This window comes from Dictyobacter aurantiacus, assembly GCF_003967515.1.
Classification (GTDB): domain Bacteria; phylum Chloroflexota; class Ktedonobacteria; order Ktedonobacterales; family Ktedonobacteraceae; genus Dictyobacter; species Dictyobacter aurantiacus.
The window spans coordinates 2270876-2289679 of the sequence record NZ_BIFQ01000002.1 but is presented as its reverse complement, the minus strand read 5'-3'; the positions used below and the strand labels follow the sequence as shown (position 1 = coordinate 2289679).

The following is an 18804-nucleotide window of genomic DNA, read 5'->3' as shown; positions in this document are numbered from 1 at the left end:
GTTACCAACATAAATTGGCGAACGTGTTAGAGCATGGTGACAAAGGAACGGCACGTTTTTGTTGTGTTTGAGCAGTAAACGCCCCCCATAGCAGTGCTCCACATACAGCTCAAAGGAAATGTTCCGATGGAAATACAGCATTCGCACGTACGCAATCTATTACTTGCCCTCTGGCTCGCCTTGCTACTCGTCAGTTTTCCAACCGGTGCAGATGCACGAGTGGCAGGGCTGGCCCAGCAACCTGCCTTTGCGGATAAGCTCATGCCCCTGCTCAGCGCCAAACAGAAGCAGATGCGCGTCCCCGGCGCAATTATTTATGTAGATGTACCCGGCAAAGGGACATGGACCACCGGCATGGGTACAGATAATCTGAAGACAAACACACCCATCAACATCAAAGACCACATGCGCATCGGTAGCGTGACCAAAACCATGGTTGGCACCGTTATTTTACAACTGGTACAGGAGAAAAAGATTCGCCTGGATGACCCAATCCACACCTACCTGCCGAATGTCAAAAATGGGCAGGCGATCACCATTCGCCAGTTGCTAAACATGACCAGCGGCCTGTTCGACTATGTAGAAGACCGCCCATATCGGCAGACGTTAGATCAGCATCCCGATAAAGCCTGGAAGCCGAATGAGCTGGTAGCCATCAGCATGCGGCACGCGCCATATTCGCCACCCGGGCAGCAATATCGCTATTCCAATACCAACTTTATCCTGCTCGGCCAGATCATCGAACGCGTCACACATACGCCAGCGAACGTTGTTTTGCAACAGAGAATCTTTCAGCCACTTGGCATGTACAACAGCTTGCTTCCACTGCCAAACCAACCAACCATGCCCCGACCATATGCCCAGGGATACATGTTCGGCAGCAACCTGCAATCTATCCCACGACCACATATGACGCGGAAAGAGGCGATCAAGGTAGGTGATCTTGATCGGCAACCAAATAATGTGACGGATCTCAACCATTCGTTTTCCTGGACCTCCGGCGGTGTGGTATCCGATTTAGAAGACTTAAAGATCTGGGCCAGAGCGCTGGCCACGGGTAAACTGCTGAATCCCGCACTCCAAAGGGAACGGCTCAACTGGTTACCAATCAATGAGTCGTCCAGCTATGGACTGGGCATCGCTAAGTTTACCGGCCTGCTTGGCCACAACGGTTCGACACCCGGATACACCAGTTTTGTTGCCTACCAACCGGTTACGAAAACCACCGTGATCATTCTCACAAATCTTTATATCGCACCCGATGGTACAAATCCAGCCAACGAAATGGCTAAAGCCGTCATTCAGACGATCGGGGCCGGTACAGTCAAAAACACCTCTAAAACACAGGCGGAACATACCAGCCCTATCCAGCCAGCGCGAGAGCCACGCCATCCCATCGATAATCATACCAGTGCATCGGCGGCCAGTTTCCTTGTACGTATGCACCTGCCCGAGCTCTTCCTGTACACAACCATTCCCATGGGTGCTATATTACAGAGAAAAATAGCTGCTGGTAGCAAGGATGCTCTGGCTAGAAGGATGCATAATTGGTATGAGAAGCTTCATCACGTGTATGGGCGAATGCCTGATTGACTTTTTGCCGCTACCGGGCAACGGAAAGAACGATGAGTTCAGGGCCTATCCCGCCGGCTCACCTCTCAATATCGCGGTCGGTGTGGCCCGTCTCGGCCAGCCCAGCGCGTTCGCCAGCAAAATAAGTAGTGATTATTTTGGTCGCAGACTACGAGCTTATATTGAAGAGAACGGGATTGATCCACGCTATCTCAGCACAGCCGAGGCACACAGCACGCTGGCCATCGTAGCGATGGAAGCGGGGCAAGCCAGCTTTGATTTTTACGGCGAAGGGACTGCCGATGCCCTGATGACGCCAGAAGATCTACCCGATAGCTTATTTGCGGAGACCAGATTACTACAGATCGGCTCGGTAAGCCTGCTGCGAGGCACCACACCAGATACAGTCCTCAGCACATTCGAGCGCCTCAAGGGGCAGGCACTGCTTTCGCTGGATCCCAATATACGACCTTCACTGGTGAAAGATGAAGCGGCGTATCGCGCCCTGCTGCAGAAGTTGATAAGCCTGACGGATCTCCTTAAGTTGAGCGACGCCGATCTGGACTGGTTAATGCCCGGTCAAACGCCCGAGGCGGCGCTTTCCCTGCTCGCGCAACAGGGTCCCGCCCTTGTTGTCATTACACGCGGAGCCGCCGGAGCCATCGCCATGCGCAAGGGAGGCCCCCCCATCCAAATACCTGGCTTCAACATAGAGGTTCGGGATACCATCGGGGCCGGTGACACATTTTGTGCTGGATTACTGACCTACCTGGCCGACCGTGAGATTCTCACACATGAAGAGCTGGCCGGGATAAACGATGATGAATTGACCAGCATGCTACGCTTCGCGGCGGCCGCAGCCGCCCTCAACTGCCTGCGCGAGGGCGCGGATCCGCCAGCGCGAGCAGAGGTTGAGCAGTTCCTGGTTCAACATAACGCTTAATTTGAATGGTAGTTTGTTGCTTAGCACGCGCCCTGCTAAGTAACAAACTACCTGATTACCTGCCCAAGCGAGGTAAAACAATATTCCTCAGATCAAGTTACCTATCTGTTAGCTCTAAGCTCGACTTTGTACAAAAGTCGAAAATTGAGCTCGCAGGAGACCGACAATCAGTGTGCTTGTTCAGCTCACGGGCGAAAAATGTACAAAGTCGAGCTTAGAACGTGTCTGACTCTCATGATGATGGCCTGCGGCCTGCATCGGTTTTCGCACCTCCGGTGCTCACGAGTCCATTATATGTTGGTGCAACAGGGGCGCGAAAGCGCCCCTGTTGCACCAACATATAAAAACAAGGCGGACGCGCGTGCGGGGGCGCGCATGCACCCCCAATATGACGGAAGTCAGACACATTCTTACATAAAAATGAGTAACTGTATCACAAGCAAAATATCTACCCTCACTGGCCCACCGATATCCCCAGAAAAAGAGAGGGGACGGAATATGAGGAAGCGAAAAACAGACGATATTAGCGTTAGATAATATAGAGAATAGTAGATTATACTATAATAAGCATTGAGTGTGCGCTGCTATTCAGGAGGAAAGACCGTGTTACGACAGGCAAAAATGCGTATTGGGGCCTTCTTACTACTGGCGGGAAGCCTGCTGGCACTAGTCGGTGAAGTACTAAACCTGGGTAGCAATAATCCCACCCAGGGCAGCTGGTTTCTTCCTATGATCCTGGTAACGCTGGGGACCATTGTTTTTATTTATGGTCTTAATACGTACGCACAGCTATCAGATGATATCAATCTCTTAGGAATCTTAGGTGCCGGGCTACTCTTTATAGGTGCGCTGATATTCGTAATAGGCGTTATTGCTGTCAACATGGTACTCATACCGGTATTATTAGGGATGGCACAAAGCATTACGGCCGTTGTCAATGCTCCTGGTAATGCCGCCCAGAATGCCACGAATGGTGCTTCTAATGGCTTAAATGCGATCAAAAATGGCATATCAGGACTCTTTGGCCAAAATACCAGTGGTTCAGATATCCCATCTGTTCAGGTGCCACAGGTCAATGGCATGAATCTGGTGGATCAGGCACTGGCCCGCTTTCACCTGCCATCCTTCGCGGCCATCACACATTGGGGGCACTTCTTCTTTACAGGCGGTCCGCTCACCATTGGCTGCATTATCCTGGGCATCTCTTTCCTGCAGATGCGAGCCTTCCCGCGCATCATTAGCTACATCCTGATATTCTGTGGAGCCCTCAACCTGGTCAGCCAGCTCTTCATATTCCTGCCTACACTAAGCAACATCACCGCTATTCTGCTCTTCCTCTCGCTGGCCATGCTCGCCATCGCCTTTATCTATCCTACCCAGACCGGCAACTGGTCACGAAATGTGCTGGATAATACCGAACGCTATAGCCAGACTTTCAGGTCGTCAAGAAGATAGCGATTGTGGTAGATGGATCCTCTTGTGGGCATCGTTGCGGTGCCCACAAGAGGATCCATCTACCACAATTGTATATGAATTATGCCAGAGGAATATCGTCCTGGGGTTGCAGTAGGGGTGGTGAGACCTGGACGGTATCGGGGTATTTGATACCGCTACCCGTGTTGAGCAGGACAACGCGCTCACCTTCATGAATCCAGCCCTGCTGGCGTAGCTTGCGGGCGGCCACCAGCGTGGCCGCGCCTTCAGGACAAACGAAAAGTCCTTCGCTACTGGCCAGTTCGACCTGAGCCTGCAGCAATTCGTCGTCATCAACAGCCAGGGCGCAACCACCGGTACCGCGTACCGCTTCCAGCACCAGAAAGTCACCCAACGCCTTTGGTACGTTGATACCGAAGGCCACTGTTTTGGAGTTCTTCCACATTTCGGACGTGTCTCGCCCCTCCTGCCAGGCCTTGACGATAGGAGCACAGCCAGTAGACTGGACCGCCACCAGGCGGGGCAGGCGCTCACCAATCCAACCCATCTCCTGCAGTTCACGCAACGCCTTATAGATACCAATGATCCCGACGCCCCCACCAGTAGGATAAAGGATCACATCGGGCACCTCCCAGTGGAACTGTTCTGCCAGTTCGTACCCCATCGTCTTTTTACCTTCGATCCGGTATGGTTCCTTAAGGGTCGAAGCATCGTACCAGCCATGAGCTTTAACGGCACGTCCAACGATAGCGCCCGCATCACTGATCAATCCATTTACCAGGAACAGATGGGCACCACTGATGGCGCACTCATTACGTGTGATCAGGGGCGCGCCCTCCGGCATAACCACCACCGCGTCAAGTCCAGCACGGGCAGAGTACGTGGCCCAGGCCCCACCAGCATTCCCGTTTGTCGGCATGGCCAGGGTCCGCACGCCGAGCTCGCGGGCACGCGACACGCCAACCGCGGCGCCACGCGCTTTAAATGAACCGGTGGGAATTACCCCCTCATCTTTAACATACAGATGACGCAGAGCCAACTTCTCGCCAAGGCGGGGCAATGGCAGCAGTGGCGTCATCCCTTCTCCAAGAGACACTACATTCTCGGCCGAACGCACCGGCAGCAGTTCGTGATAGCGCCAGAGCGTCGGCTCACGTTGTTGCAGCATCTCTTTACTCAACTGCTCTTTGGCGGCTACCAGATCATAACGAGCCAGCAACGGAGAACCGCAGGTGCACAGATGAGCCTGCTCATCGGCATCATACTGCGTATGACAACGTGGACATTCCAGATGGGTTAAAAAGCTAAAAGACAATGTATTTCACCTTTACCAGAATATTGTGTTTGCTAAAAAGTAATCGGCAGGTTCCTGACACCAAAGACGATGTTGCTGCGCACCTGCCGGAGTGGGACATCCTTGTATCGCCGCCACTCGGGCAGCAGGCGCAACAGATTCTCCAGCACAATCTTTGCCTCCAGACGCGCCAGTGGCGCGCCCAGACAGAAGTGGATGCCATGACCGAAGGACAGGTGGCGATTGGGATTGCGCCGGATATCAAAACGCAATGGGTCAGGAAACTGGGCCTCATCAAAGTTCGCTGATATGGTGGTCACCTTCACAACCTGTCCTTTGCGAATCAGTTGGTCGCCGAGCTGGACGTCGGTGGTAGCAACACGGCCGCCAATGATGGTGCGAGCACCGCCCGTGCCCCGGTTAGGAGGCAGACAGCGCAAGATCTCCTCGATCGCCACCGGCGCCAGCGAGGGATCCTGGCGCAATTGCTGCCAGGCATCGGGATGCTGATCAAAACACAAGAAGGCGTTGCCGATCAACTGCGTGGTCGTCACATTGCCAGCGACTAGCAACGTAATAAAGAAAGCGTAGAGGTCATCGTCGCTCAGATGCTCCCCGTCCACCTCCGCCGTCAGAAGCAAGCTCAAAATATCCTGGCGTGGATGGCGGCGTCGTTCATCAATAGTATGTGCCATCTTCTCATACAGGATCATGACCTGCTCCTGCGTCAGCGGCATCTCCAAGTCCTGGGAGGATTCTTCCTGCCCCAGCGAGGAATCGGACAACAGCGCATCCGTCCATTGCTTGATTAGCGGCCAGTTTTCGTGTGGAAAACCCAGCATATCGGCAATCACGATAATGGGCAGTGGCACCGCCAGCTGCGCCACCACGTCCATCTGACCCTGCACTAGCAGTGGCTGCAGCAGTTCTTGCGTGATCTCCTCGATGCGAGGAGCCAGCTGAGCAATGGAGCGCGCCGAAAAAGCCGGCGTCACCAGAGACCGCAACTGACGATGGCGGGGTGGATCCATGGCGATGATACTATTGGCCGCCTCATTATTCTCGTGAGGGGCAGGCGCCGAAGAAAACGTCGCATAATCATTCTGCACACGTATATGGTCGGCGTAGCGGAAGATGCGCCAGCTCTCATTCTGCTCATCAAACCATACGGGCTCGGTCACCCGCATGGTTGCGCTCCACTCACGCATCTGCTGATGCCACTCCAACGGTGGCAACGTAAAATCATTGAAGAAAGACGGGAGTTGCATTGATCCAACATTCCTTCCAGGATAGCTATCCGGCTGTACATGCATCACACCTTACTATTGTATATCACGGACAACCTGGAATAGCAAAACAAGCTGGCGCGTTCGCTAGAGAACCCAGTGGCCCGTCAGATACTGGGTCAACAGGAAGAAAAGCACGCTGGCAGCAATCAAAGGATAGTACAGATTGAAGGTTTTATTTTTCCCAATGCCGGCCATCAGAATAAAGGCAGGAAACAGCTCCAACATGTAGCGGGCCTGCGATTGCAACGGGAAGAGGCCGGTTCCACCAATCGGGAAGAGCTGCAGGAAAATATAGACGGCAACCGCATACAGACAATACGACCAGTGCGTACGCGGCATGCGCCAGGGACCAACGATACTCAGGATAATCATCACCAGGATGAACAGGGAAGGCACCAGGTCCATCAGATTGCGCTGCGACTGGAAACTCAGGATGCCATCGCTGATGATAATCGCCTTGGCCGAGCCGATCAGACCATGCCAGGGACCATGGAGATGGTGCGCCCACATCGCCTGCGCATGTGAGAAGGCCAGCAGATCACCAAAACGATCATAGCAGTACAGCGCGAACACCCCCACGCCGGCCGGAACCAGTCCCGCGCTTACAATATCCAGGCGAATCGATGTAAAAGAGAAATCGCGCTGACGCAGATACTCATAGCAGAAAGGAAGTAGCAGAAACAGTCCAGTCGAACGCGTCAGGCTGGCGAAAAAGCCACATATCCCCGCCAACCACCAGTTGCCATGACGAAGCTGGTAGAAACACAGCAGGGCAAAACAGATGAACAGCGACTCATTATAGGGAGCAACCAGGAAAAACGAGGTAGGAAAGATCCAGAGATAGAACATGGCGCGCCGCGCACGCTCCTCATCAAAATCCTCACACACCAGCTGATAGAAGACGATAAAGAGCACAAAGCAGGCCAGATTCGACACCACCAGCTCGCCACGCAGAGGAGAGGTAGGAGAATTGGTCAACACCATCCACGCCTTCACACAGAGGGGATACAGCGGGAAAAACGCCGTTCGCCAGGGCCAATCGTAACCGATGGTCGCGATAGTGCGAAAATGGGTCGCATCCCAGCGAAACCAGTCTTGCCAGGCCATATATAAAGGCACCCCCTTGCGGGTAAAATCGGGCTGCGTAAAGAGCACAGCAAAGCAGCTGGTCAGGGCAAAGACGATATGCCAGGCAATATACATGGGCAGAATCTGTCGGGCGGCGTGGGACCATGTACGCCACCAGCTTCTGTGCGCTGCTGGCGCCAGCCCCGGCGTCTCCGGTACAGTGCTAGCAGTGGACCCGGGCGCCACATCAACAATAGGATCGGCAGAAATCTTTGGATCAGATGATTCCATCAAGGTTGCTTCCTTTACCTCGCTGATATATACATGGAAATACATCATCTACTATAGAGGCCATCACATCCGAAGCAAAGAAAAAAGGAAAAATATCCTAGTGGATCATTCAACTTCGTTAGCCTGGGGAGCGGTCAACAGGGTAATCAGAGTAGGAGTCTCGATCAGGAGCAGTTTCTGGCGGCGCGACCAGCGCTTCAACGCATACTCGATGCGCAGAGCCTCATTTTTCGTGGCGAACTCCCAGCTAGCCAGCAGTTCAACCGGAAGGCGCGCACGCGTATAGCGTGCCCCCTTACCAGCATTATGCGTGGCGACGCGGCGCGCCACATCGGTAGCATAACCAGTATAGAGTGTGTCATCAACACAGCGCACAATATAGACATAATGCAAGACAGTGTTCAATCAGACAACCATTTCTCGTGAGGGCAATATCCAACATATAAGAGATGATCTTATTGTAGCATTTCCCGCCATCATATGTGGAGACAAGCGCGAAAGGATACAAAGGGAGGCCCACTCCAACTGGAGTGGGCCTCGGGCCAGGGCAAGCCTGGAGCTACAGGACATTATTTGGCATATTCGACCAGGGTGATCAGGCCCCCCATCTCTGTACCGGTCTGGCCCGGATTCATCAGGTGCGATAGGATATGGCAGTGGAACGGATACATGCTACCCGGTGTCGACCAGGCATTGAATACCAGATCGTATGTCTCACCAGGGGCGAGTTGAACAGTATCCTTGGTGATTGGTTGTGTCACCATGTGCCCATCCTCGGCCACAATCTGGAATGAATGACCATGCAGGTGCATGGGATGGATGCTATTCGCGTCAGCCCCGAACAGACGAATGTGGACGTTCTGGCCATGTTTCACGATGATCGGCTGCGTATCAGGGAAGGCCTTACCATTGATTACATAGTAGCCACTCATCGCCGCGACAAATTGATCGTATTCGACATCCGACTTGATCTGCTGCGGGCTGCCAGGACGTGGATTGACAATGAACGCGCCGTAGAAACCATTGGTCTCCTGCTCCATATCATCATAGTGGCTATGATACCAGTGGGTGCCCACATCCTGATCGTGCAGGGTGAAATCAAAGTTATAGGTCTGTCCAGGCTCAATCGGCTTCTGACCAAGTCCAGGGACACCATCCTCATGGGTCGACACTTCCAGGCCGTGCCAGTGTACAGCTGTCGCCTTCGGGAAATGGTTGATAAACGTGATGCGTATATGGTCGCCAGCATTCACAGTGATCTTGGGTCCCGGAACGGTACCATTAATGGTCCATGCCAGCACGCGATGACCAGCGGTCACTTCCCACATCACCTGCTCAGCGGTTAACGTGAAATGTTTTGCTCCGTCTGCATCAACTTTGTAGGTCGCTGGCTGATCCCCATACTTCTGGGTTGCCAGCGGTACGTTGGAAGTATCTGCTGAACTAGAACTGGAGTCGGACATAGACATCGTATCGGAGCTAGAACTGCTAGAACTGCTAGAGCTAGAAGAAGAGTCGCCGCGATTCAGTGTCATCATGGCACCAACTCCATAGCTCAACAGCGCAACCAGGATCATTACACAGGCAAAGGCGAACCACTCGGTAGTATGGCTGCGCTTACGTGGTCCGGGCCGTTGATAGGTAATCTTCACATTGGGTGTAGAGGGCTGAGATGCAGGAAGCACTGGCGCGCTTTCCTCGACGGATGGTTTATCAGGGACATGTAGCATGTTTTACTCTCCTATGTGCAAATAAAAAATGAAGCAATCAGTACGTTTTGCTGCGTTAACGGCTTAGCAACTTTAGATACACAGATCATAATGCAGCCACATCACGAAAGGATCACGGCAGAAGAAAAAATCATCACAGGTATAGTGATATGGAGATAATGCAATCACTGATAGCTTTTTTTGAGGATTTTTGTATCGCTTAGTCGGGAAAACGTCCCACTTGACAATGTATTGGTGGTCAAGCATACTTCAATCAAATAAAACAAGTATTGCGACAGTCTATTTAAGGGCCAGGGCAGCGAAGCCGTTCTCCAAGAGGATTTACAATGGACGTTTATCAGCATTCGCACACATCACAAGCCGCACATCCATATACAGAGCAAGACATCGGGACTACGGAACTCTTACCAACCTATCGTATGGATCTCAGGCCAACCCATACCAAAGATGTCTTTTATGACGCCAATCCGATCTCTGATTGGAGTGAGCTCTCGTGGGAGAAAATCGGGCGCCCATATCGCGTTGAACGCTGGTCAAAAGAGAAGCTACGCTGGGAAAAAGAACATGATCAGCAACTCCCTCCAAAAACATCCTGGGAGATGTTCAACCGCTCATTTCAGCAGCTCTTTGATGAAGATGCACTGGCCACTCGTAAAGAGGCACTGGGAACATTAGGAAAGAGTCTGACCACGCTCCAGTTGCACGAGGCCTTTGAGGCCGTCGAGGATATCATCCATACCAGCGTCTGGAATAAGATTCACCGTATTGAGGATGCCATCTGGGATCCTCGTGGCAAGCGGGCCTTATTTGAGGGGCTGGACGTTGAAAAGCCGGAGATTCTCTTTCTGGGAGCCGCCGATGGCTATGAGGCCATGCAACTCATGGCCATGTATCCGGGTGGACACACCGTGCTGGTCGATTACGACGATTACTGCCGCACCCACCGCTTCGGCGAGTTCCCCGAATCCTATCCTTTCCTTGGCGAAAATCCAGCCACCGGCGCCCCTAAGGTCTGGTACAGGGACGAGATGAACATCGATTTCGAGGTTTGCGACATTCGCGATCTTAAATATGGGAAAGAATTTGATATCGTGGTCAGCATTGGCCTGATCGAACATTTTCCCGACGAATATAAGCCCCTGGCCCTGGACATGCATAGACGCTTCCTCAAACCCGGTGGCTATGCCATTATGACCACACCCCGTGCACAGCTACAATCTAAAATCTTCTATACCCTGTTCGCCGATACCATGAACTTTGCTTATCGTGAGCTCATGGATGTCAAACATCTTGGCCTGTACGCCTATGAAAATGGTTTTGAGATTTTGCGTCATGGACGTATCAAGGCGCACAACGGGGTTATAGCGCGCCTGCGCTAACGCTGCGCCAGCATCAACTCCTTTTTCGTGTACTGTGGCAGAAACTGGTCGGCCAGGCCGACCAGTTTCTGCCACAGTACACGAAAAAGTATGCCTGCATAGCGGTGCAAGAATATTCGAGCTCAAAAAACCCTGGATGCTTACCAGATAAGCCATATATTATACAAATAAGCTTTTTATTCATGTATTGATCCATCAGTATAATAAAAGCAGGTAGTATTCGTAATGGTTGGTTGGATAGATGTATAAACGAATACATACTGAAAGGATTAATTTATGAGAAAAACACTTAAGCCATTAAAACCTTCACATCGTTCATTGGCTCTGGGAATTGGTCTGGCTATTCTATGTATAGCTGGCGCATTAACCATCTACAGCATTGAATTTACCTCCAGCGCTTCAGCAGCCGTTGGGCAATCGAGTTGTGGAACGGTCTATGTACGCATCGGGGATACCACACCTACTAACGTGAACGCCAATATGATTGAAGACTGCTTCTGGAGGGCTTATGTTACGTGCCAGCCAGGCCAGTCGCTGACCTATCAACAGACAGGAATCGATGCCGGCACCATCCGCGATTTTACACTGGTCAAGCGGGGACGTTATTGCCAGATCACCGATCAGATGCGGCCCTATACTATCGTTGGCCCGGGCACGCATCATGTCGATTTCTACATCTGTAGCGGTATGTACCGGGATTACTATGGTCTGCATATACAGGATTGTGAGGAAGATGGCGATATCCTGGTTCCTGCACGCCATCCACATATTGTGCCGTTGCCGATACATTCCGCACCAGTCAAACCTTCGCTATAAGATAGTCGGCTTTCTTGAACTAGAATGGCTCGCCCGTGCTATGGGCGAGCCATTGTTATACTTCACGCAATATATCATGAGCACTTCTCAAACATCGCTTCGACGTTTGCAAGATACAAATATTCGTATGATATGATAAAGCATGCTTAACGAGATGCTCATTTCTACACCGATTATCTCCGTATGTACTACTTGGTGAGAGATACGCTATTTTGTTCAGAGGTCAAAATCATGCAAGCTAAACATACTATCGATACCGCCCATCAGATTGCCACCTCTACCCGGATTCCTGAAGGCGCGGTAGCCTTATGGTGGTTAGGTCAGGCTAGCTTCGCCTTGCGCAGCGCAACCAGCACCATTCTGATCGATCCATTTTTAACTCCGATGGAGAGCCGCGTAGTGCCACCCCTCTTTACCGCCGAGGAATGTCCGCCGGTTGATCTGATTCTTTATACACACGAGCATATCGATCATTTAGATATACCCGCACTCAAGATCCTGGCGCACCATCCCTCCAGACCACGCTTTATCGCGCCCAGTCCTATTGTTGACCAGGTGCTGGCGGCGGGGGTAGAACCCGAACAGTTGCAAGGGGTACAACCGGAAGAGGACATCACGATCGGTGGTACACGAGTTATTCCACTACCCGCCCTGCATGGCCTCAGCTTTCCACCGGTATGCTATAGCTTTGGGCAGGAGATCAGCGATGGCCATTATCGCTATCTGGGCTATGTTGTCGAACTGGGAGGTATACGGGTGTACCATCCCGGCGACACCCTGGTCTTTGAAGGCCTGACAGAAAAGCTGCAACCGCTTGCCGTCGACCTGGCGCTGCTCCCCATTAATGGTCGCAGTTATTTCCGCGAGCAACAAAATCTGGTCGGCAACATGGACGAGCGCGAGGCGGCAGATCTGGCCGCGGCCGCGGGCATCAAGGCGGTTATTCCCACCCACTATGAGATGTTCGCCGCCAATGTCGGCCGTCCCGGCTTCTTCGTCGATTACATACGCGCCACCCATCCAGAAGTATGCTGCTATCTACCATCCCATGGCCGTCGCCTGATATATATGAAATAGCCGGGCCGGAATAGATAAAAAGAGATGAATATGCTACTTCCACTTTTTTAGTAGTTGAAAAGAATAGTCAGGTAATCCATACCCAGAACTGAGCGACTATTCAGGTTTATCGTGTGGAGAATTGAGAGGTGCCAGACCTGTTTACAGGTGCATAGCACCTCTCTTTTTTGCTTTCCATGTTTCTGAAGATTTCTTTATAATTTGTAGCGCGAAGATATACACAACAATGATCAACATGTGATATTGTATTGAATATACGCAGATATCTTCATTCCACATATCTATTAGGAGGTCACCGGTGCCAGTAGAAGAAATAGTTGCGCTCTCTGTTGGAACAGAAAAGCTCTCAGGGTATCTGGCCTATCCCGAGGGAGAGGGCCCATTTCCCGGTGTCGTAGTTATTCATGAGATATTTGGTCTCAACGACAACATCAAAGATATCGCCCGGCGCTTCGCCGATGAGGGTTACGCGGCCTTTGCTATCGATCTGTTCGCTGGTCGCAACCGCACCATCTGTATGTTCCGCTTCATGAGCCAGATATTGACCAATCCCCTCAATAATGGTAGCATCCGCAACCTTAAGCAAGCGCTTACCTATCTGGGGCAGCAACCCCGGGTGGACGCCGGGCGCCTGGGGGCGATCGGCTTTTGTATGGGAGGCAGCTTTGCCGTTGCCTGGGCCTGCAGCGACACACGCCTCAAAGCAATCGCGCCCTTCTACGCGATGAATCCCCGACCCCTGGAAGCGGTTGCCCGCAGTTGTCCTGTCGTCGGTTCATATCCCGGGGAAGACTTTACCGCTAAAGCGGCCCAACGCCTTGACGAGGCGCTCACACAGCACCAGGTTGAACACGATATCAAGATTTATCCCGGTACTAAACACTCGTTTTTTAATGATCAGGGCAAAACCTATGATGCCTCCGCTTCACAGGATGCCTGGCAGCGTGTTCTGGCCTATTTTCAAGCGCACATTTAAGTTCAGGAAGTTCACAGAGCGCAGTTCCAATGGTGATAGAAAGCAGTCCTATGCGGTATAGGCTTCTGTTTGGGAAGCACCGGGCGGCGCTGCGTTGGCGGTATAGATAAATTCGATAAAACCATGCTCATCGGGTACAGGATTGAGCATGGTAAATCCTACTGCCTGCAAACAGCGCATGCTTGGCTGATTATCGTATTCAACACCCGCATGCAGACAGGCAACCTCCTGTACCTCTGGCCGGTTCAGGAACGCACGCATCATAAGCTTCCCGTATCCTTGTCCGCGCAAACGAGGATTGACGGCAATGGAAAAGCAGGCGCGCCCGTGATCCTTCTCGAATTGAATCACACCTAGCGGGCCCACATCGGCATAGATCATCCAGGTATATACATGGGGAGAGGTCGTAATATAATTAAACCAGACCGTATCGGGATAGTTAATCCTTCGTGACAGTTCAGGGTCATGAAACCAATCTTGATAGCGAGAATACTCTTCAGCATCCAATGGACTAAAAATAAGATCTGGCATCACATTCTCCGTGTTTATAATTTATCTGAGACAAAAATCTCTATTCTCATTACATAATATGCACGCCTACAAACTCTAGTAGAAATAAAAATAAGAAAGAGGTTCAGCCAATGGAGTTTTCAGAAGTAGTACGCAAGCGGCGCATGGTACGGCACTTTAAAAGCGATCCTATTCTGGCCACGGATATCCCTTCACCTTCTCTCAAGCGTGGCCGCAAGAGCGGGAACGAGTTTCTACACTTTGAGAAGTGGTAAACGTTGCTACCCGGATAGCTCCATCTGCATTGTTAAGCCAGAACATCCGCCGACCAATATTAATAAGTGAGGTTGACCAATTCTGGCATAATGTGACTCAATATGAGTAGGCAAAAATAAACAATTGCAGAGATATATATTAAAAGGAGCACAGCAATATGAATATAGGTGTTATTGGATCTGGAAATATAGGTGCCAACGCGGCAAAACTTTTTGCGCAGGCAGGACATAAAGTAGCGATCAGCAATTCAAAGGGCCCACAATCGCTGTCTCAACTGGTTTCAGAGATCGGGCCCAATGCCAGAGCGGCAACCAACGAAGAAGTGGTTCGATTTGGTGATGTCATTCTGCTGGCTATCCCCTGGTCACAGCGCACCAGCCTGCCTCCAGCCCAGATGTTTGAGAGCAAGATCGTCATCGATGCCACCAATCCCTATAACAAAGATCAAAATGGCAATTTTCAGGTCGAACAGCTCAACAACACAACATCCAGCGAAGAAATTTTAAAGCAGATACCGGGCACACGGCTCGTCAAAGGTTTTAACACCATGTACTTTGAAACGCTGAAAACGAGCAGCAAATCCTCACCTGACGAGCGCCTGGTCATCTTTATCGCAGGAGACGACTCGGAGGCCAAAGGGGTTGTCGCTCAGCTGATCGAGGATATCGGTTTTGCCGCAGTTGACACCGGTTTTCTGAGTGAAGGTGGACGCCGCCAGCAACCCGGATCCCCCATCTACAATGTACCCATGACCGTTGAACAGGCCAAACAGGCGCTGGCTAACCTCCCATAACGCCTGTTAGCATACAAGCGGTCCAGCTATAAACAGACCACATACTATATGAGAACCCACAACAGGCCGCTATGCTTGTACTATAAATAGATATAGTACGAGCATAGCGGCCTGCTAGATAATTCATAATCAGGACCAGCCTGGTCTATCCAGGCATCACGGCCACCGATTTCCAGAAAAATGCCATTAGCATACATCAGAGTACTGAGCGCAGACAAAGTATTATGAGCATTGAAATACCCGAACAGGTGGCCGAAAAAATTCTTATAACTCATTTTTCTGAAAAGTGCTAGAAAGTAGAAACTAAGCCATGGATTTTGTGGATTGGCGCAAGATACCGAAAGGACAGCGCACAAGGGTGCAGCGTCAGTTAGAGGATGAGAAAGAACGGAAAAACTCGGCGATCGTCTTTCATGGCATCGCCGATTATTATATCCAAAAAGCCCAGAATGCGGGCGAATTCGATAATCTCCCAGGTGCTGGGAAGCCATTTCGCAATGGTTTTCTAGAGAACTCAGGTGTTGACGATATAACAACCAATATCATCAAGAAATTTGGAGGTGAGCCGCTGGAGGTCTCGCTGCAGAAAGAGATCCAGCGCAAGCAGGAGCAGATTGATAAACACCTTGCCTATCTGCAGCACCGTTTACGCTATACACAGAGGCAACGGCGTCCCCGCTTTCGCAGTCGCATTCGGGCATATCAACGAGAGGTGCATGCTTTTGAACACGAGTACAGGAAACGCCTGGCTGATATCAATAGCCGCATCTTAAGCCTCAATATCGCGGCCCCTGAAAGCATGAATATGCGACCGCTCCCGGTCGAGCAGCTCCTGCAAGAATATCGCGAACGTTTCTATGTGTTTGACGAAAAATAAGCGCAACTTCTCATCTACTAAGGCGCCCCATTGGCGAATAGTCTCCCCCGATCATCTTTGGCGTAGATCACCATAGCTTTCGTTATATGGGGCACCATTATTTTCCGGTCAAATCTTCTTTCCGGGAGCTAACCACCTTTTCCATCTACACCGCGCCACTGAGCATATTAACCAGTTACTCCAAATTACCTTGTATACAAGTAACTATTGTAAAAGTATTATGCATGGCATATACTTGGATAGGAGCTAATCAAAACAGAGAGTTTTTTTGTGCAGGAGTATACATGGATCAGGTTGAGGATTGTTTGAGTTTTTACCTTGGCAAGGCCTATCAGCGGGTCGCACAATCTGCCAAGCAACGTCTAGCTCCGTATGGAGTCACCCCTGTGCAGTATGCACTGCTCAAGGTACTCTGGGAGCGCGACGAGCAGAGCGGGGCCGAGCTAGGTGAACGCCTTGTGCTTGATAGCGCGACAATAACCGGCGTTCTTGATCGCCTGGAACATGCGGGCCTGATTGAGCGCAAGGCCCATGCGACCGATCGGAGAGTAAACCGGGTCTCGCTCACCGCTCGCGGACGTGCACTTCAGGAACCGCTTGATCGTGAGTTGGATCAGTTAAATCAGGATTTCCTCGGACAATTCTCATCCGAACAGAGAAAGCTTCTACGGCACCTGCTTACAACGGTAGCTGCCTGGAAGCAGCAAGATCATTCTCCTGCTCCTTAAGGGTGACTTGAGTGCGCATCGAGAAGCAAAGGATGACATACCGACAAAAACATCATGAGGGCGGTACATGACCGACCACTTTCAATATCAAATATTATGCAAGGATGGTAATTATGCTTTTTGATACAAAAATTGCGTTGGTGATTCGAGACGATCTGGCCTCCTGGCAAAAAATGAATGTAGCAGCATTCCTGGCCAGTGGGATCGCTGCATCCTATCCTGAGTGTATCGGTGAACCATATGAAGACGCGTCTGACAACAAATACCTACGGCTGATTGGCCAGCCAACACTGATTTACGGAGCCGATCGCGCCGGGCTCACGCGGGTGCTTGATCGTGCCCTGACACGCGGAGCACAGCCGGCCGTCTATACAGAAGAGATGTTTACTACAACCCATGACGAAGCCAATCGCGCCGCTGTACGCAGCGTCGAGCGCGAGAACCTGAATCTGGTAGGCCTCGCCATCCGGGCGGAAAGAAAAGTGATCGACAAGATTGTGGATAAATTAAGGTTTCATCAATAACGATAATGCTGGCGCCTGAACTGCTCAGGCCTGCCAGTTAAGAGCATGCTCAATCAGGGTTTCTTGCTGGCTCTCCAGCCAGTCCAGGCGCCAGAGAGCAAACGCAATGTTATCCTGGATAGCCGCATCGGTCTCCAAACCATCCTGATAGCGACCAATACGGTGTTGTAGAGAGGCAAACTGGCGCATGCGCATCATAGCTGGTATCGCTCTCAGTTCGTCCTCCTCCAGCGGCAATACGTCCATGTAGCTACGACCCAGCGAATCGATGATCTCCCATTCATTCCCGGTCCCCAGGCGGCTAACCGGCCACCAGGTTAAAGATACGCTCAGGTCGAGAGCTCGAATATCACGGGCCGCGAACTCGAAATCGAGCACGGCCGTGACATGTTCCTGCTCATCAAAGAGAATGTTGCTGGTGTCCAGGTCGCGATGCAACAACTGCTGCGGCAGGCTCTCATAAAGCTCCTCCACACTATCCTGATGGGCAATCAATATATCCTGCATCTTACGTATCTGCTGCCGCTCCAGGGGCAATGACTCCAGCGCCTTCCCAACATCTGGTATCTGGGGATTGCGCTCTTCTAAGCGGCCAAACGGCACTAGCACCTGGATCTCCTGCGGCGTTGATTGATCTGGTACAGCGGCCAGAGCCTGGTCCAGGATCGCCAGCGTGTGAGCGGCCGCGCTGGCCTTCGCGGGAGTACTCTTGCGCGAGACAATGCCCGGCAAAAACGGAGCCAGCGTCGCGATCCCGGTCTTGCTATTATCAAGCATAAGTGGAACCAGCAGATCACCGCAGTAAGCGTGAATGGGTAACGGCAGCAAAAATGGGAGATCCTGGATCGATAGTGCCTGCAGAATCGTCATCTCATAGCGCAGGCGCGGCAGATGTGTTTCTCCTGGAGAGACACGCAATGTGTAGGCATGTCCATCCGCGGCATCCAGCCGCCAGACATGATTGTTTGTACCACCAGTAAGAGGTGTGAGAGAACAGGGACCCTGAATCGGCCAGGTCGCGCATATAGCGGAAACATCCATGTGGAGCACTCCAATCCCAGTATTGTGTCATATGGCATGCCTATAGATAGAAGCTTCCAAAAGCTGCTAGAGAGGAAACTTGTCTATATTGTAGCAGATTCCACCAGCACTGGTAGTAATCATCCGAGAACGCACAAACCAGTCAGCCCCTTTCAAGGTCAAGGAATAGACCGGTGTTACCATCTG

General features: G+C 51.5%; 19 protein-coding genes. 12 read left to right on the top strand and 7 right to left on the bottom strand.

From position 1 onward, the window contains the following. Positions 1-126 precede the first annotated feature (126 nt). From KTT_RS34030 to KTT_RS34020, 3 genes are all read left to right on the top strand, one after another. A complete protein-coding gene (locus tag KTT_RS34030) occupies positions 127-1593 on the top strand; it encodes a serine hydrolase domain-containing protein (RefSeq protein ID WP_126602438.1) in 1467 nt (488 codons plus the stop codon). Continuing rightward, on the top strand, positions 1553-2515 hold the full coding sequence (locus KTT_RS34025) for a carbohydrate kinase family protein (RefSeq protein ID WP_160146338.1): 963 nt from the start codon (positions 1553-1555) through the stop codon (positions 2513-2515). Before KTT_RS34030 ends, KTT_RS34025 begins: the two co-directional genes overlap by 41 nt. A 603-nt stretch (positions 2516-3118) precedes the next feature. Then, complete coding sequence (locus KTT_RS34020) at positions 3119-3970, top strand: hypothetical protein (RefSeq protein WP_126602434.1); 852 nt, start codon at positions 3119-3121, stop codon at positions 3968-3970. Positions 3971-4049: 79 nt separating this feature from the next. Here the strand turns inward: KTT_RS34020 and KTT_RS34015 are convergent, their stop codons facing one another. The 5 genes from KTT_RS34015 to KTT_RS33995 all read right to left on the bottom strand — a co-directional run bounded on the left by KTT_RS34015 (position 4050) and on the right by KTT_RS33995 (position 9621). After that, the gene (locus KTT_RS34015) at positions 4050-5264 is read right to left on the bottom strand and encodes a threonine synthase (protein WP_126602432.1); all 1215 of its coding nucleotides are present in this window, start codon (positions 5262-5264) and stop codon (positions 4050-4052) included. 32 nt (positions 5265-5296) lie between these two features. Further along, the gene (locus KTT_RS34010) at positions 5297-6511 is read right to left on the bottom strand and encodes a cytochrome P450 (protein ID WP_126602430.1); all 1215 of its coding nucleotides are present in this window, start codon (positions 6509-6511) and stop codon (positions 5297-5299) included. Positions 6512-6616: 105 nt separating this feature from the next. Next, positions 6617-7891 carry a mannosyltransferase family protein gene (locus KTT_RS34005; protein ID WP_160146337.1) on the bottom strand — a complete coding sequence of 425 codons (1275 nt, stop codon included), beginning with the start codon at positions 7889-7891 and terminating at the stop codon, positions 6617-6619. 105 nt (positions 7892-7996) lie between these two features. Then, positions 7997-8284 (bottom strand): GIY-YIG nuclease family protein, encoded by a 288-nt coding sequence (locus tag KTT_RS34000; RefSeq protein ID WP_126603338.1) that lies wholly within the window; start codon positions 8282-8284, stop codon positions 7997-7999. 176 nt (positions 8285-8460) lie between these two features. Further along, complete coding sequence (locus KTT_RS33995) at positions 8461-9621, bottom strand: multicopper oxidase family protein (RefSeq protein ID WP_126602425.1); 1161 nt, start codon at positions 9619-9621, stop codon at positions 8461-8463. Between the two features lie 326 nt (positions 9622-9947). On the opposite strand from KTT_RS33995, the gene KTT_RS33990 reads away from it, so the two are divergent. The 4 genes from KTT_RS33990 to KTT_RS33975 all read left to right on the top strand — a co-directional run bounded on the left by KTT_RS33990 (position 9948) and on the right by KTT_RS33975 (position 13869). After that, entirely contained in the window at positions 9948-11000 is a 1053-nt protein-coding gene (locus KTT_RS33990; protein ID WP_126602423.1) for a class I SAM-dependent methyltransferase, read from the top strand. 276 nt (positions 11001-11276) lie between these two features. Then, entirely contained in the window at positions 11277-11816 is a 540-nt protein-coding gene (locus KTT_RS33985; protein ID WP_126602420.1) for a hypothetical protein, read from the top strand. A gap of 231 nt (positions 11817-12047) precedes the next feature. Next, positions 12048-12893, top strand: a complete 846-nt coding sequence (locus KTT_RS33980; RefSeq protein ID WP_160146336.1) for an MBL fold metallo-hydrolase — start codon at positions 12048-12050, stop codon at positions 12891-12893. Positions 12894-13191: 298 nt separating this feature from the next. Beyond that, a complete protein-coding gene (locus tag KTT_RS33975) occupies positions 13192-13869 on the top strand; it encodes a dienelactone hydrolase family protein (protein WP_126602416.1) in 678 nt (225 codons plus the stop codon). A 48-nt stretch (positions 13870-13917) separates the two neighbouring features. On the opposite strand, the gene KTT_RS33970 is transcribed toward KTT_RS33975, so the two are convergent. Next, positions 13918-14400 (bottom strand): GNAT family N-acetyltransferase, encoded by a 483-nt coding sequence (locus tag KTT_RS33970; protein ID WP_126602414.1) that lies wholly within the window; start codon positions 14398-14400, stop codon positions 13918-13920. Positions 14401-14510: 110 nt separating this feature from the next. Here KTT_RS33970 and KTT_RS36355 point away from each other — a divergent pair, with 110 nt between their 5' ends. The 5 genes from KTT_RS36355 (at position 14511) to KTT_RS33950 (ending at position 17577) form a co-directional block, all read left to right on the top strand. After that, complete coding sequence (locus KTT_RS36355) at positions 14511-14654, top strand: hypothetical protein (protein ID WP_160146335.1); 144 nt, start codon at positions 14511-14513, stop codon at positions 14652-14654. A gap of 158 nt (positions 14655-14812) precedes the next feature. Next, positions 14813-15448 carry an NADPH-dependent F420 reductase gene (locus tag KTT_RS33965; protein ID WP_126602412.1) on the top strand — a complete coding sequence of 212 codons (636 nt, stop codon included), beginning with the start codon at positions 14813-14815 and terminating at the stop codon, positions 15446-15448. 310 nt (positions 15449-15758) lie between these two features. After that, on the top strand, positions 15759-16325 hold the full coding sequence (locus KTT_RS33960) for a DnaJ family domain-containing protein (RefSeq protein ID WP_126602409.1): 567 nt from the start codon (positions 15759-15761) through the stop codon (positions 16323-16325). A 284-nt stretch (positions 16326-16609) separates the two neighbouring features. Further along, positions 16610-17053: a MarR family winged helix-turn-helix transcriptional regulator gene (locus KTT_RS33955; protein WP_126602407.1), complete on the top strand. Its 444-nt coding sequence runs from the start codon at positions 16610-16612 to the stop codon at positions 17051-17053. A 113-nt stretch (positions 17054-17166) separates the two neighbouring features. Continuing rightward, complete coding sequence (locus KTT_RS33950; RefSeq protein ID WP_126602405.1) at positions 17167-17577, top strand: DUF2000 family protein; 411 nt, start codon at positions 17167-17169, stop codon at positions 17575-17577. Between the two features lie 24 nt (positions 17578-17601). On the opposite strand, the gene KTT_RS33945 is transcribed toward KTT_RS33950, so the two are convergent. Further along, positions 17602-18618 (bottom strand): phosphotransferase enzyme family protein, encoded by a 1017-nt coding sequence (locus tag KTT_RS33945; RefSeq protein ID WP_126602403.1) that lies wholly within the window; start codon positions 18616-18618, stop codon positions 17602-17604. Between the last annotated feature and the right edge of the window lie 186 nt (positions 18619-18804).

What these genes read in the sequence shown, in the direction of transcription:
- KTT_RS34030 (WP_126602438.1), top strand. Translation starts at nt 127, where the DNA reads ATGGAAATACAGCATTCGCACGTACGCAATCTATTACTTGCCCTCTGG.
- KTT_RS34025 (WP_160146338.1), top strand. Translation starts at nt 1,553, where the DNA reads ATGAGAAGCTTCATCACGTGTATGGGCGAATGCCTGATTGACTTTTTG.
- KTT_RS34010 (WP_126602430.1), bottom strand. Translation starts at nt 6,511, where the DNA reads ATGCAACTCCCGTCTTTCTTCAATGATTTTACGTTGCCACCGTTGGAG.
- KTT_RS34005 (WP_160146337.1), bottom strand. Translation starts at nt 7,891, where the DNA reads ATGGAATCATCTGATCCAAAGATTTCTGCCGATCCTATTGTTGATGTG.
- KTT_RS33995 (WP_126602425.1), bottom strand. Translation starts at nt 9,621, where the DNA reads ATGCTACATGTCCCTGATAAACCATCCGTCGAGGAAAGCGCGCCAGTG.
- KTT_RS33990 (WP_126602423.1), top strand. Translation starts at nt 9,948, where the DNA reads ATGGACGTTTATCAGCATTCGCACACATCACAAGCCGCACATCCATAT.
- KTT_RS33985 (WP_126602420.1), top strand. Translation starts at nt 11,277, where the DNA reads ATGAGAAAAACACTTAAGCCATTAAAACCTTCACATCGTTCATTGGCT.
- KTT_RS33980 (WP_160146336.1), top strand. Translation starts at nt 12,048, where the DNA reads ATGCAAGCTAAACATACTATCGATACCGCCCATCAGATTGCCACCTCT.
- KTT_RS33970 (WP_126602414.1), bottom strand. Translation starts at nt 14,400, where the DNA reads ATGCCAGATCTTATTTTTAGTCCATTGGATGCTGAAGAGTATTCTCGC.
- KTT_RS36355 (WP_160146335.1), top strand. Translation starts at nt 14,511, where the DNA reads ATGGAGTTTTCAGAAGTAGTACGCAAGCGGCGCATGGTACGGCACTTT.
- KTT_RS33965 (WP_126602412.1), top strand. Translation starts at nt 14,813, where the DNA reads ATGAATATAGGTGTTATTGGATCTGGAAATATAGGTGCCAACGCGGCA.
- KTT_RS33960 (WP_126602409.1), top strand. Translation starts at nt 15,759, where the DNA reads ATGGATTTTGTGGATTGGCGCAAGATACCGAAAGGACAGCGCACAAGG.
- KTT_RS33955 (WP_126602407.1), top strand. Translation starts at nt 16,610, where the DNA reads ATGGATCAGGTTGAGGATTGTTTGAGTTTTTACCTTGGCAAGGCCTAT.
- KTT_RS33950 (WP_126602405.1), top strand. Translation starts at nt 17,167, where the DNA reads ATGCTTTTTGATACAAAAATTGCGTTGGTGATTCGAGACGATCTGGCC.
- KTT_RS33945 (WP_126602403.1), bottom strand. Translation starts at nt 18,618, where the DNA reads ATGGATGTTTCCGCTATATGCGCGACCTGGCCGATTCAGGGTCCCTGT.